Source organism: Microbacterium sp. USTB-Y (assembly GCF_023703415.1).
Lineage (GTDB): Bacteria > Actinomycetota > Actinomycetes > Actinomycetales > Microbacteriaceae > Microbacterium.
Genome location: NZ_JAGMTU010000005.1, coordinates 18,848 through 32,393, shown reverse-complemented (window position 1 = coordinate 32,393; position 13,546 = coordinate 18,848). Strand labels below are relative to the sequence as shown.

The following is a 13,546-nucleotide window of genomic DNA, read 5'->3' as shown; positions in this document are numbered from 1 at the left end:
GGTCCCGGCGCCCGGCGGCCGGTGGACGTCTCGACCGGGTGGCAAGCTGCCGGCGGCCGGTGGACGTCTTGACCGGGAGGAGGTCGATCGACCCAGAACAGGGGGATCCGGCCGGATCCGCCCTCTCCCGGTCAACGGACCTGATCCCGGGCGGATGACGACATGCCGCGGATCCCGGGGCGCGGGATGCTCACGCCCCGTCGTCGTCCTTCTCCCAGGGCCAGCGCGGTGCGCGCGCCGCCGTGCGCCGCAGCGCGATCGCGAGCCAGGCCGCGATGAGCGCCGCCACGACGATCACCGCGCTCGCGCCTCCCAGCACGAGCTGTCCCGCGGCGGCGGTCGCGCCGACCGCACCGGCGCCCTCGGCCACCGCCGCCGCCCACACTCCGCCGAGGTGCGCGAGCGCCGCCCCGAGGGCGAGGAACACGGTCGCGACGAACGACGGGCGCCGGTCGGCGAGCACGGCCCACAGGGCGAGCGCGAACACGAGCACGCCGAGCACCATGCCCAGCACGCCCGGCAGCTGACCGAGCCGGGGCACCGAGATCATGTCCTGCTCGGCGAAGAGGCTCAGCGCCCCGAGGCCCATGATCACGAGCGCGAAGAAGGACACGACGCCGATCACCCAGGCGAGGACAGGGCGAACCCCCGCGGGCTCCGGCTCGCGGGGGTTCGGCGTGATGTCGTCCGTGATGCACTCCTGGCCGTGCGGGCCGGATCCGGCCGCTAGGGCAGCTGGGGACCGGCTTCGAGGACGCGCTCGTACTCGCGCTGCGCCTCCTCGTTCTGAGCGGTGCGGCGGGCGCCGGTGCGCGCAGCCCAGGCGCCGAACCAGATCGTGAGCTCGCGCCCGAAGACGAAGGCGGCGATCGCGAGCGGCGACAGCAGCTGAGCGGCGGCGAGACCCGAGATCTCGGATCCGCCGAGCTTCCAGAACTCGACCGATCCGATCGCGCCGAGCACATGCCCGCCGTAAGCGAAGACGCCGACGATGATGCCGAAGACGACCCAGAAGCCCCAGCGTCCGCGGTTGATGATGCCGCCGAGCAGCCAGAAGCCGATCGCGAAGGCGGCGACGGGAACCCAGAGCCCCGCGGTCCTCAGCTGGTCGAGCACGACCGTGCCGACGTTGTCCGTCGTGACGGTGCCGTTGATCGCGGCGATGCCGAGCGCGGTGCCCAGGTACAGGATCGCGAACGCGATCGCGGCCAGCAGGCCGATGCCGAAGATCGCGCCGCGGTTGCCGCGCTCCCGGGGCGCCTCGGGCGCCTGGACGAAGATCGGGGGCGCGTCGATCACCGCGGCGGGGGCCACGACCGCGGGGGCCACGACGGTGGCCGGCGGCGGGACGAGCACCTGGGTGCGGGCGTCGTCATCGACGCCGACGGCGGTGGTCGGGCTCTCGATGACGGTCGTCTCCGCCACGGTGGGTGCCGGCGGGGTGAACGTGCCGCCGAAGGTTCCGGGGTACGCGGCCTCGGCCTCCTCGAAGGCGGCGAGGTCGTGATCCACCGGCTTCGGTTCCACCGGCTTCGGCTCCGCAGGCGCCTGCTCGGTCGCCGCGCCGCCCGCCTCGGAGGCGGCGTCGGCGGCGCGCGCCGCTTCGGCGAGGCTCTCGTTGGCGCTCTGCGCGACAGCGGCGTGGTCGGGCTGCGCGGGCTCGGACTCGGCCACCGGCTCGGGCTCGGTCACCGGCTCGGCCACGGGCGCGGCCTCTGCCTCGGGCTCCGGCGACGCCTCGGCGGTCGGGTCTGCCGGGGTCGGCGCGGCGTCCTGCGCGTCGGCGGCGGCCTGGGCGTCCGCCTCGGACGCGGCGGCCACGGCGTCGTCGACGTCGTGCGCCTGCGCCGGCTTCGAAACCTCGTGGTCACTCATGGGTGCTCCTCCATCGCGGATGCGGTGCTCCGAGGCTAACTCCGGCTCGTCGCCGCAGGGCGCAGGCATGCCGGGAACCGCTGATGCCGGACGTCGCCCCGCACTCCTTCCGCGACCGGTGGACCGGCGTCAGCGCCCCAGCAGATCTCCGAAATACTTCAGCATCACGGGGCCCATGGGCGCCGCGAGGTACATGAGGCCGGCCACGACGCCCGCGCAGACCACGCCGGCGAGCCACGCGAGCGGAGTGCTGCGACCGCCGATCCGAGCCATGTCTCGAGCCTACGAGCGCTCCCGCGTCCGAGCGGGAGGGCGCGCGGGGCGCGTCGGGCGCGCTCAGCGGGGGCCGGGAGTCGCCACGCCGGGCAGCGCCCATGCCGCAAACGCCGGGCCCTCCGCGACCAGGGCGACAGCGCCGCCCCCGGCCACCGCAAGCGTCGCATCGCCGAACAGCGGCGCGGCGGCCGAGGCACCCGCGAGCGCACCCGGCGGGAGCTCGACATCGGCATCCCCGCGAGCCGCGAGCACCAGCACGGTCTCCGCCGCCGATTCGCGCACGAACACGACGCACTCGTCGTCGACGTGCAGCCAGCGCAGCCCGCCCGTGCCGAGCACCGGGTGCGCACGGCGCAGCCCCACCAGATCGCGGTACAGCGCGATGCGCTCCGCCGTGTGCGCCTCGTCCTCGGTGCCCCACGGGATCGGCGTGCGGCTGGACTCGCCGTCCGCGCCGGTGAGGCCGAACTCGTCGCCCGCGAACACCACCGGCAGCCCGGGCAGCGTCACCGACAGGCCGACCGCGACCGGCACGGTGCCGGCGGCCGCGTTCGTCGCGAACCGCGCGGTGTCGTGCGTGTCCAGCGGCTGCATGTTGCCGAGCCGCACCCGCCAGGGGATCCCCCCGGTGAAGCGCGTGATCGAGTCGACGAAGTCGCGCGCGGTGTATCGCGGGATCCCGCCCACCTGCATCCCGAAGAACCAGCTCTCCGTGCGCTCCTCGCCCTCGGCGGTGAGATACGGCGCGCCGGTCGGCGCGCTGAGCCAGGCCCACACCGGACGGGTGAACGACGGGTAGGTCATGGCACCGTCCCAGCCGTCGCCCTGCAGGTCGCTCGTCGCGTCGTTCGTCGATTCGCCGAGCAGGATGGCGTCGGGGTTGATCCCCCGGACGGTGTCGCGCAGCAGCCGGCGCACCTCGGCGTTCAGGTCGATCGCGCCGAGCCGCCCGGTCATGTTCGCCACGTCGACGCGCCAGCCGTCGGCGCCGAACGGCGGCTTCAGCCAGCGGGCGACCGCGGAGTCCTCGCCGGTGATGAAGCGCGCGCGCAGCTCCTCGCTCGACCAGTCGAACTTGGGCAGGCTCTTCGCGCCCAGCCAGCACTCGTACTCGGTGTTGTCCGCGTCGGTGAAGTAGTAGAACTCCTCCTCCGGCGCGCCGGGGTGGCCGAACGCCGCGCGGAACCACTCGTGGCGGTCGCCGGAGTGGTTGCTGGTGAGGTCGCCGATCACCCGGATGCCGCGGGCGTGCGCCTCGGCGATGAGGCGGGCATAGGCCTCGTCGCCGCCGAGCAGCGGATCCACGCGTGAGAAGCTCGAGGCGTCGTAGCGATGGTTGGACGCGGCGGGGAACACCGGGGTCAGGTAGAGCAGGTTCACCCCGAGCCGCACGAGGTGGTCGAGGTGCTCGACGATCCCGGGCAGGTCGCCGCCGTAGAACTGGTGGACGCGACCGGGCATGACCGGATCCACCGGGGTGTCCCACGCGGCCGGGACGGCCCAGTCCGGCGTCGGGTGCGCGTCGGCCTGCGCCGACCGCGCGAAACGATCGGGGAACACCTGGTACATCACCGACCCGTGCAGCCAGGCCGGAGGCGCGGGCTCGGCGACGAGCGCGAAGTCCTCGGCGTCGAGGGTCTCCAGCCGGTGGATCCCGGTCTGGTTCAGCCACTCGATCCGGCCGTCCTCGTGCTGCAGCAGGAAGCGGTAGCCGTGCCGCGGGTTGCGCACGGTGACGGGCGCCTCCCACCAGTCCCACCCGTCGGCGGATCCGAGCAGCTCGGCGTCGGTCCACTCCGGCTCGTGGTCGGGGTTCGAGCGGGTGCGCACGGCGGCGAGCGGGCCGTAGCCCGCCGGCACGCGCAGACGCACGCGGACCACGTCGCCGAGGGCCGGGGCGTCGTCCGAGACGTGCAGCGCGGATCCGTCGTGGTGCGGGAGGAGGTCGGTCACGCTCCCTCACGCTACTCGCCGCGCCGCCGCTCGTTACACTGCCTGTATGGCTGACAGCTCATTCGACATCGTGTCCAAGGTGGATCGCCAGGAGGCCGACAACGCCCTCAACCAGGCCCGCAAGGAGATCGAGCAGCGCTACGACTTCAAGGGCGTCGGCGCATCGATCGCGTGGAGCGGCGAGAAGATCGTGATCCTGGCGAACTCGGACGAGCGCGCCCGCGCGGTGCTGGACGTGTTCCAGTCCAAGCTCATCAAGCGCGGCATCTCGCTGAAGAGCCTCGAGTCCGGCGAGCCCACCGCGAGCGGCAAGGAGTTCCGCCTGGAGTCGACCCTCAAGGAGGGCATCAGCTCGGAGAACGCGAAGAAGATCGGCAAGATCATCCGCGACGAGGGCCCCAAGTCCGTGAAGTCGCAGATCCAGGGCGACGAGCTGCGGGTGCAGTCCAAGAGCCGCGACGACCTGCAGGCCGTGATCGCACTGCTCAAGGGATCCGACCTGGATCTGGATCTGCAGTTCATCAACTTCCGCTGATCTCGGGAGGTCCTGCCGGGGGCACGCGGCCCGCGCGGATCCTCCCCTTGTCGCCTGATGACGCCTCCGATGTCGCAGGACACGCCTTCGCCGGCCGTCGCACACCAATATTTGGGTTTGCCCGGTCTGAATGAGATAGTGCTGTTCTGGGGAAACTACTTGGGGGTAGTGATGGACGTTCGTGGTCCGCAATTCGGCGAAAGCAAGGCGCTACTGGGAGCGCCCAAGCAGCTTCTCGCCGACGAGGTCTATCAGAGGGTCGGGGCGTCGATCATCGACGGCACCCTGCCGCCCGGGCACCGCATCCGGGACGCGGAGCTCGCCGAGAAGTTCGGCGTCTCGCGGATGCCGATCCGGGAAGCGCTGCAGCGCCTGGAGCGGGTCGGGCTCGTCGAGATGCACCCGAGCCGCTACACGCAGGTCACCGAGGTGCCGCCGCAGCTCACCGAGAAGACCCTGGAGTACGCCGGATACCTCGGGGGCGCAGTCGCGGCGATCGCGGTGCCCCGCCTGAACGAAGCCGAGCGGGAGGAGGCGGCCGCGCTGGCGCGCGCCCTGGACGACGGGCTCGGCGACGCCGCCACTCTCACCGCGCGGCGCTGGGAGCTTCTGCACTACCTGTCCCGGCACTCGGACAACGAGATCCTCGACACGGTGCTCGACCAGACGAGCATGCCCCTGTCGCGCAATCTCCGCCCCTGGGCCGTCGACGTCACGGAGCGGGATCACATGCGGGAGGTCCACGCGGCCCTCGCCGACGCGATCCTCGCGGGCGACGGCCACGCCGCGGAGCATCTCGTCCGCGCGATGCACCACGTCGACTGAGCGGGCCGCCCGGGCGCGAAGACAGCGCGGGGCAAGGCCGCCGTCCGGCGCGGCGTCCGTGCGGGACCGCGTCAGCGCGGAGCCGCGTCAGCGCGGGGTGCGGAACCGCGTCAGCGCGGGGCGCGGAGCCGGGCGGCTCGATCGGCGGCGGACCATCCGTCGACCCAGTGGCCGAGGCGCTCGTACGCCTCCTCCCGGGCATCGTGCCGGGAGAGGAACACGTCGTGCAGCGCGCCCTCGATCCACTCGATCGTGATCGAGGGACCGAGCTTGAGCGCCGCGCGCGCGATGTCGTCCACGACGAGCACGCTGTCCGCGCGGGTCAGGTCCTCCGACCACGACGTGGGATAGGCGCTGTGCGCGGAGAGCAGCACGCACACCGGAACCGGGATCGCGACGCCCGCCGCGACCGCCGCGTGCCCGGCGAGGACCGCGTTCAGCCACCCGGCGTGCACGGCCATGGTCTGCTCCGGCCGCCAGGCCAGGTTCACATCCACCGGGTCGTCCGGATCCGCGACCGCGTTCTGCGCGCGGGTGTAGAACCCGAGGTCCACCTGCGGGGCGCGATCGAGGGGGCGCCGCTTGGCCTGCAAGCTCACGAGCGGGGCGAGCGTCTCCCGGGTGAAGCGGGAGAGCTGGAACTCCAGCCACGGGCTGTTCAGGATGACCGCCGACGCCATGCCGGGGTTGCGCGCCGCCCAGAGGCTCAGCGTCAGTCCGCCCGTGGAGTGTCCGAGCAGCACCAGACGACGCGGAGCCCCCCGGGGCTGCTCCGCCTGCATCGCGGCGAGCGCCGCGGCGATGTCCGCGTCGTACTCCGCGAGATCCGAGATGAACCCGGGCGTCTGCCCCGGCCGCAGGCTCCGGCCGTACTTGCGCAGGTCGAGGGCGAAGAAGCGCGCGCCCCGCGCCGTCCAGAACCGCGCCAGCCGCTTCTGGAAGAAGTAGTCCGACCAGCCGTGCACGTACAGCACATCGGTGTCGGCGAGCGCGCGCCCGTCCCCGAACAGTCTCCGCCAGACGGTGCGCTCGGGCAGCGCCCGCACCAGCGTCGCGACGACCTCGCCCTCGTCGTCGGAGCCCAGCGGCAGGGTGAGCTGCTCGAACTCGTCGCCGAGCACGTCGGGCATCCACGTCTGCGGATCCGATGCGACGGTCATGCCCTCAGCGTAGCGACGCGGCCGGGCGCCGTCCTGTGAAGGGAGGCCGTCGGACCACTCCCCCGGGCAGGGCGTGTCCTCTACGCTGGGGCCAGAACCGCACCGAGGAGGATCCATGAGCCGTCCGCACCTTCCGTCCGCCCTGCTGGCCGGCGTCCTCATCGCCTCCGCCGGTCTCGGCCTCGCCGCCTGCTCGAGCGCCGGCAGCCCCGCCACCACGACGCCGGCGGCTTCGTCGTCCGCGAGCCCCAGCCCGAGCGCTCAGCAGCTGCCGCCGATCATGGCCGATCTGAAGACGGTCGACGGAACCACCGTGTCCGTGCCGCTCGACAACGTGATCGTGCTGACCGGCGACACGGAGGACTTCAAGAGCTGGACCGCGAAGATCGAGGATCCGACCATCGTGTCCTTCACGCCCGGCAAGGACGACGGATCCGCGCAGTTCAACCCCGGGCTCTCCCCGATCACCACGGGCACGACGACGGTGACGCTCGACAACAGCGCATCGGGCGCGCACGTCGTGTTCACGGTCGTGGTGACCGCGAAGAACTAGCGTCGCGTCGATCCCGGCCCGGGCCGGAAGGCGTGCGGTGCGAGCGGGTCACTCCCCGCGGGAGATGCGGACCATGTCCTCGCGGGGCACGACCTTGATCCTGGCGCGCTCCTCGGGAGCGCCGAGGGCGATCTCGTGCTCGTCCAGGCGGTGCCAGCCGTCGAGGTCGGTCCAGCGCACGCCGCGCTCGGCGAGCAGCGCGGGGATCGCCGCCTCCGACGGGTCCTCCGGCTGCCACCACGAGCCCTGGTCGTTGATGAGGTGACGCACGGTCTCCATCGCGTCGGACTTGGTGTGCCCGATCAGTCCCACGGGTCCGCGCTTGATCCAGCCCGTCGCGTAGATGCCGGGGACGCGCTGGTTCGAGTCCTTCGCGAGCACCTGTCCCTCGCGGTTCGGGATCACGCCGTGCTTCTTGTCGAAGGGCACTCCCGACAGCGGGGATCCGAAATACCCGACCGCTCGGTACAGCGCCTGGATCGGCACCTCGCGCAGCTCGCCCGTGCCCACCGCACCGCCGTTGCCGTCGGGCTGGGTGCGCTCGTAGACGAGGGCGGCGACGCGGCCCGCGTCGTCCGTGCGGACCTCGACCGGGCGCGCCCAGAAGTGCAGGTGCAGCCGACGCGAGGCGGTGCCTCCGGCGTTGTTCACCGAATCGCGCTTGCGCCACGACTGCAGGACGCGGTCGATGACCATGACCTGCTTGTTGCTCGCGATCGCGTCGCGCGAGGCGTCGTCGTAGTCGAAGTCCTCGTCGTAGACGACCATGTCGACGTCGCGCAGCTCGCCGAGCTCGCGCAGTTCGAGCGGCGTGAACTTCACCTGGGCCGGGCCGCGGCGTCCGAACACGTGCACGTCGGTGACGGCGCTGTCCTTCATGCCCTCGTACACGTTCGCCGGCACCTCGGTGACGAGCAGGTCCTCCGCGTGCTTGGCCAGCATCCGCGACACGTCGAGGGCCACGTTGCCGTTGCCGATCACCGCGACGCTCGCGGCGTCCAGGGGCCATTCGCGCGGCACGTCGGGATGCCCGTCGAACCAGCTGACGTAGTCGGCGGCGCCGTAGGATCCGATCGCGTCGACGCCCGGGATGTCCATGTCGGTGTCGCGGCGGGCCCCGGTCGCGAAGATCACGGCGTTGTAGTGCCGCTTGAGATCGTCGAGCGTGATGTCGGTGCCGAAGTCCACGTTGCCGAAGAGGCGGATGTCGCCGCGGTCGAGCACGTCCCGGAGCGCCGTGATGATGCCCTTGATCCGGGGGTGGTCGGGGGCGACGCCGTACCGCACCAGGCCGTAGGGCGCGGGCAGCTTCTCGAACAGGTCGATCGACACGTCGAAGCGGCGCTCGGCCTTCAGCAGGAGGTCGGCGGCATAGATGCCGGCGGGGCCGGCGCCGACGATGGCAAGCCTGAGCTTGGTCATGGGGATCCTTTCGGCTGCCCGGGATGCGGGCGGAGCGTGCGTCAGCTGCTGCGGTCGGCGAGCGACTGCGCGAATCGGGTGAGCGCCTCGCGCACCGGACCCTTGGGCAGCACGTCGAGCTCGTCGATCGCGCCCTGGGTCCAGCTGCGGGCCAGGTCGAGCGTCTTGCGGGTGACGTCGTGATCGCGCAGGCGCGCGAGGGCGTCGTCGAGGATCGACGGATCCTCGCCCGCGGCGATGCGCTGCACGCCCTCGTCGATCTCGGCGGCGAGGGCGACCGAGACGGGATCCGTCTCGACGCCGAGCAGCAGCGACGGCATCGTCGGCACCCCGGCGCGCAGATCCGTCCCCGGCACCTTCCCGGTGTCCTCGGGCTTGGACGACAGATCGATCACGTCGTCGAGCAGCTGGAATGCGACGCCGACCTTCTCGCCGTAGACCCGCAGCGGCTCCTCGAAGGCGGAGGGGGCGCCGGAGAAGATCACGCCGGCCTGCGTCGCCGCGGCGATGAGGGATCCGGTCTTGTCGGCGAGCACCTGGATGTAGAACTCGATCGGGTCGTCGTCCTCCTGCGGGCCCACGGTCTCGTGCATCTGACCGAGCACCAGACGCTCGAAGGTGTCGGCCTGCAGCCGGATCGCACGGTCGCCGTGGCCGGACATGAGCTTGAGCGCCCGGGAGAACAGGATGTCGCCGGTGAGGATCGCGACGTTGTTGCCCCACACCGCGTGCGCCGCGGGAACGCCCCGACGGCGGTCGGCGCCGTCCATGACGTCGTCGTGGTAGAGCGATCCGAGGTGCGTCAGCTCGAGCGCCTTGGCGATGTCGACGACGGCGGGCAGATTGCCCCCGCCGAGCTGCGCGGTGAGCAGGGCGAGCACCGGGCGCACCCGCTTGCCGCCCGCCTCATACAGGTAGCGGCTGGTCGCATCGGCCAGCGCGTCGGCGACGTGCAGATCCTCGGCGAGACCGGATTCGACGAGGTCGAGGCCCGCCTCGACCTCGCGGGCGAGCTTGCGCGCGGCGGGACCGACGAAGACGCGGTCGCTGAAACCGAGACGGCTCGCGAGGCGCGAACCCGTGGCGGCGGAGCTCGAAGTCACGGATCCAGCCTACCTGCGAACGCCGGAGGGTGAGCGCGGCCCGTCAGGCGCGCGGCTTGCGGGCGCGGTGCAGCGCCACCATCCCGAAGGACAGATTGCGCCAGGCCACGTCGATCCACCCGGCCTCGCGCAGCCACGCGGCGAGGGTACGCTGATCGGGCCACTCCCGGATCGACTCGTTGAGGTAGTCGTACGCCTCGCCGTTGGTGCCGGCGACGCGGGCCACGCGCGGCAGCACCTGGGAGTTGTAGAGCTTGTAGAACCCGCGCACGAGCTTCGCCGGCGGCGTGGAGAACTCGTTGATCACAACGCGTCCGCCCGGCTTCGTCACCCGGAACAGCTCCGCGATCGCCTTCTTCGGCTCCTGGACGTTGCGCAGGCTGTACGACATGGTCACCGCGTCGAAACTCGCGTCCTCGAACGGGAGGTTCATGGCGTCGGCCTCGACGAAGCTGAGGTTCGGCAGGTCGCCGTGCCGGCGCTTCCCCTCCGCGAGCATCCCGGGCGAGAAGTCGGCCGCGACCACGTCGGCGCCGCTGCGCGCGAGCGAGGCGGACGAGGACGCCGTGCCCGCCCCGAGATCCAGGATCCGCTCGCCCTTCTTCGGGGCGACCGCACGGGTCGTGGCCGCCCGCCAGAGCGCGTCGTTGCCGACCGTCATCACGGTGTTGGTGCGGTCGTAGCCGGCCGCGACCTGATCGAACATGCCGCTGACGCGCGACGGATCCTTGCCGAGGTCGGCGCGGTTGGGCTGCTCGTTGACACTCACCCGTCCAGCCTACGCGGCCGTCCATTCCGAGTCGTCTCCCTGAGCACGACCTATAGCTCGTGCTCAGGGAGACGACTCGGAATGGAGGGCAGAGCGAGCGCGGCGAGCCGGTCCAGCCAGACATCGGCCGTCGCGTCGTCGAACGGCGGCACCTGCGCGCGCACGCGCTGCTCGAGCTCTGCGGCGAGCGCCTCCAGCCGCTGCTGCACCTCGGCGGGATAGCCGTAGTGCACGCGGTGCTCGTCCCACTCGTCCTCGTCATCGATCCAGGTGCCGCGCTCCCCCTCGACGCGCACGACGTCGAGATCCATGTCGATGCCGGTGAAGAGCACCGGGACACCGGCGGTGGACGCCTCCGGATCCTGCTCCGCGACGGCGCGCAGGTCCCACGCGAGATCGATGTAGATGCGCATGCCGTGGGGGTGGTCGCGGTTGACCGTCAGGGCGAAGTCGCCGCTCGGCGGCACCAGGGTGACGTTGGGTCCCGGGGCCGTGAACGAGCGGGCGGGGCGCTCGCTGCCCCATCCCGCGGGCTGGCCCACCCAGTCCCCCCAGTCGTCGGCGCCGAGGTACACGCACTCGTGGCGCCAGTGCGGGGATCCGTCCCACTTGCGCCACTGGAAGACGATCTCGGTTCCGGATGCAGGGCGTTCGGCAGTCACGGTCACACTCTAGGCGGCGCGGGTCACAGTCCCGGCGGCGCGGACCATCGCCCCGGCGGCGCGGGTCACCGCGAGACCGATCCTGCGTCACGAGACCCTGCGGGGAATCGTCGGTCTCGTGACGAGGCATCGGTCTCGCGGTCGGAGGCCGGGCGCGACGGCGGGGGCGCGGCACGCAATAGGCTGGATCCGTGAGTGCCGACCTGGTCGTTCAGACGCGAGAGTTCGACCTCGCCGACGACCTGCTCGGCTATGCGGACCCAGCGGATCCCCGCGCCTGGCTGCGCCGGGGCGACGGGATCGTCGCGGCGGGCGCCGACGTCGCCCGGGTCGTACGCGTGTCGCGGGGCGCCGAGCCCCGCACCGCCGCCCTGAGCCGCGCCTGGGATGAGATCCGCGGATCCGCCCGCGTCGACGACGGGGTGCGGCTGCCCGGTACCGGGCTGGTCGCCTTCGCGGCACTGGTGTTCGACGAGGCGTCAGCCGCCGACAGCGTGCTGATCGTGCCGCGCACCGTGATCGGGCGCCACGGCGGACGCACCTGGATCACGCGGATCCGCGACGCCGACGACCCCGGCCTCGACGCCGACGCCGACGACCCCGGCCTCGACGCGAACGACCCCGACGCGGGCGCCGCGACCGCCCCGGCCCCCACCGCGCTCGGCCCGCACTGGGCGGGCACCCTCGGCCCGGGCGCTCAGACCGCGCAGGGCTATCAGGCGTCCGTGCGGGCGGCCCTCTCCGCGATCGCCGACGCCCGGTACGGCAAGGTGGTGCTCGCGCGCGACCTCGTCGGCACGGTGCCCGCCGGATCCGATCTGCGCCGGCTCGTGCGGGCGCTGAGCACCGAGTACCCCGACACGTGGGCGTTCGCCGTGGACGGCCTCATCGGCGCGAGCCCGGAGACCCTGGTGACGGCGCAGGACGGCGTGGTGACCGCCCGGGTGCTGGCCGGGACCACCGCCCGGGGCGCCGATGCGGTCACCGACGCCCGCGCGGCCGCCGCGCTGGCCGACAGCCCCAAGGACAACGACGAGCACGCGTTCGCGGTGCGCAGCGTCGTCGCGTCGCTGGCCCCGCACACGACCGCGCTCGACGCCGACGGCGGACCGTTCATCCTCGAGCTGCCGAACCTGTTCCATCTCGCCACCGACGTGCGCGCCCGCCTCAGCGACGGCGCGTCCGCCCTCGACCTCGCCGCGGCGCTGCATCCGACGGCCGCCGTCGCGGGGACGCCGACCGACGCGGCCATCGCGGCGATCCGCGAGCTCGAGCCCTTCGACCGGGGACGCTACGCGGGCCCCGTGGGCTGGATCGACGCGCAGGGCAACGGCGAATGGGCGATCGCCCTGCGCTGCGCCCAGTTCGACGTCGCCGGGTCCGATCGTGGAGCGCCGATCGGGCTCACCGCCTATGCCGGAGCGGGAATCGTCGCCGGCAGCGACCCCGAGGCGGAGATGCTCGAGACGCGGGTGAAGTTCCGCCCGATCGTCGACGCCCTGGCCTGAACCGCGGGCAGAGGATCCGCCTCAGCTCGCGGCGAGCCGCTTGCGCTCCGCGTCGACGTCGTAGTCGGCGAGGGGCCACTGCGGATCGATGTCCCGGAGGGCGGCGAGCAGCAGCTCCTGCACGGCGAGACGGGCGTACCACTTGCGGTTCGCGGGGATCACGTACCAGGGCGCGGCGTCGGTCGACGTACGCTCGAAGACGGTGTCGTAGGCGGCCATGTAGTCGTCCCAGAGCAGGCGCTCGTCGGTGTCGCCGGGGTTGAACTTCCAGTGCTTCTCAGGCCGGTCCAGACGCTCCATGAGGCGCTTCTTCTGCTCGTCGCGGGAGATGTCCAGCATCACCTTGACGATGCGCGTCCCGCTTTCGACGACGCGCTTCTCGAAGTCGACGATCGCGTCGTAGCGGCGTTCGATCTCCTCGGCCGGGGCGAGCGAGCGCACCCGGCCGATGAGCACGTCCTCGTAGTGCGAGCGGTCGAACACGCCGATCTTGCCCTCGGCGGGCAGGCGCTTCTCGATGCGCCAGAGGAAGTCGTGCTGCAGCTCCTCGGCGGTCGGCGCCTTGAACGCCGCGAGCTCGACGCCCTGCGGATCCACGCCGCCGACCACATGCCGGACGATCCCGCCCTTGCCCGCGGAGTCCATCGCCTGCAGCACCAGCAGGACGCTCGCCTGCGCCTCGCCCACCGCGGACCGCGCGAACAGCCGCTCCTGCAGGTCGCCGAGGGCGGCCAGCCCCGTGGCCAGCGACCCCGCACCGTCGGCCTTCTCCCCCTGGAACCCCGGAGTGGCATCGGGGTCGACCCCGGCGAGTCCGGCGGAGGGGACGCGGAGGACTTCTGCGGCGGGGGCGGTCCACCCGGCGGAGTGCTGGCTCATGCCCCCATGATGCCGGACACGACGGC

The 13,546-nt window shown here is 72.3% G+C and carries 14 protein-coding genes; 4 read left to right on the top strand and 10 right to left on the bottom strand.

The window, feature by feature from the left end; translation table 11 throughout:
- Positions 1-190: 190 nt before the first annotated feature.
- The 4 genes from J8G10_RS12980 to J8G10_RS12965 form a co-directional block, all read right to left on the bottom strand.
- Positions 191-625 (bottom strand): hypothetical protein, encoded by a 435-nt coding sequence (locus tag J8G10_RS12980; RefSeq protein WP_251445518.1) that lies wholly within the window; start codon positions 623-625, stop codon positions 191-193.
- Positions 626-726: 101 nt separating this feature from the next.
- Positions 727-1,875, bottom strand: coding sequence for an ABC transporter (locus J8G10_RS12975; RefSeq protein WP_251445515.1), 1,149 nt, complete (start codon positions 1,873-1,875; stop codon positions 727-729).
- A gap of 129 nt (positions 1,876-2,004) precedes the next feature.
- Positions 2,005-2,148 carry a hypothetical protein gene (locus tag J8G10_RS12970; protein ID WP_251445512.1) on the bottom strand — a complete coding sequence of 48 codons (144 nt, stop codon included), beginning with the start codon at positions 2,146-2,148 and terminating at the stop codon, positions 2,005-2,007.
- A gap of 63 nt (positions 2,149-2,211) precedes the next feature.
- Positions 2,212-4,104 (bottom strand): glycoside hydrolase family 13 protein, encoded by a 1,893-nt coding sequence (locus J8G10_RS12965; RefSeq protein WP_251445509.1) that lies wholly within the window; start codon positions 4,102-4,104, stop codon positions 2,212-2,214.
- Positions 4,105-4,150: 46 nt separating this feature from the next.
- Here J8G10_RS12965 and J8G10_RS12960 point away from each other — a divergent pair, with 46 nt between their 5' ends.
- Entirely contained in the window at positions 4,151-4,639 is a 489-nt protein-coding gene (locus J8G10_RS12960; protein ID WP_045249938.1) for a YajQ family cyclic di-GMP-binding protein, read from the top strand.
- A gap of 171 nt (positions 4,640-4,810) precedes the next feature.
- A complete protein-coding gene (locus J8G10_RS12955; RefSeq protein ID WP_251445506.1) occupies positions 4,811-5,464 on the top strand; it encodes a GntR family transcriptional regulator in 654 nt (217 codons plus the stop codon).
- Between the two features lie 110 nt (positions 5,465-5,574).
- Here J8G10_RS12955 and J8G10_RS12950 read toward each other — a convergent pair whose 3' ends face one another.
- Positions 5,575-6,624, bottom strand: coding sequence for an alpha/beta hydrolase (locus J8G10_RS12950; RefSeq protein WP_251445503.1), 1,050 nt, complete (start codon positions 6,622-6,624; stop codon positions 5,575-5,577).
- 115 nt (positions 6,625-6,739) lie between these two features.
- Here J8G10_RS12950 and J8G10_RS12945 point away from each other — a divergent pair, with 115 nt between their 5' ends.
- Positions 6,740-7,177, top strand: a complete 438-nt coding sequence (locus tag J8G10_RS12945; RefSeq protein WP_251445500.1) for a hypothetical protein — start codon at positions 6,740-6,742, stop codon at positions 7,175-7,177.
- A gap of 48 nt (positions 7,178-7,225) precedes the next feature.
- On the opposite strand, the gene J8G10_RS12940 is transcribed toward J8G10_RS12945, so the two are convergent.
- The 4 genes from J8G10_RS12940 to J8G10_RS12925 are packed head-to-tail and all read right to left on the bottom strand — an operon-like array spanning position 7,226 to position 11,133.
- Positions 7,226-8,599 (bottom strand): FAD-dependent oxidoreductase, encoded by a 1,374-nt coding sequence (locus J8G10_RS12940; RefSeq protein ID WP_251445497.1) that lies wholly within the window; start codon positions 8,597-8,599, stop codon positions 7,226-7,228.
- 41 nt (positions 8,600-8,640) lie between these two features.
- Positions 8,641-9,702 (bottom strand): polyprenyl synthetase family protein, encoded by a 1,062-nt coding sequence (locus tag J8G10_RS12935; RefSeq protein ID WP_251445494.1) that lies wholly within the window; start codon positions 9,700-9,702, stop codon positions 8,641-8,643.
- 43 nt (positions 9,703-9,745) lie between these two features.
- Entirely contained in the window at positions 9,746-10,471 is a 726-nt protein-coding gene (locus J8G10_RS12930) for a class I SAM-dependent methyltransferase (protein WP_308220701.1), read from the bottom strand.
- 50 nt (positions 10,472-10,521) lie between these two features.
- Positions 10,522-11,133, bottom strand: coding sequence for a hypothetical protein (locus J8G10_RS12925; protein ID WP_251445491.1), 612 nt, complete (start codon positions 11,131-11,133; stop codon positions 10,522-10,524).
- Positions 11,134-11,324: 191 nt separating this feature from the next.
- On the opposite strand from J8G10_RS12925, the gene J8G10_RS12920 reads away from it, so the two are divergent.
- A complete protein-coding gene (locus tag J8G10_RS12920) occupies positions 11,325-12,641 on the top strand; it encodes a chorismate-binding protein (RefSeq protein ID WP_251445488.1) in 1,317 nt (438 codons plus the stop codon).
- A gap of 21 nt (positions 12,642-12,662) precedes the next feature.
- Here the strand turns inward: J8G10_RS12920 and J8G10_RS12915 are convergent, their stop codons facing one another.
- Positions 12,663-13,520 carry a polyphosphate kinase 2 family protein gene (locus tag J8G10_RS12915; RefSeq protein ID WP_251445485.1) on the bottom strand — a complete coding sequence of 286 codons (858 nt, stop codon included), beginning with the start codon at positions 13,518-13,520 and terminating at the stop codon, positions 12,663-12,665.
- Between the last annotated feature and the right edge of the window lie 26 nt (positions 13,521-13,546).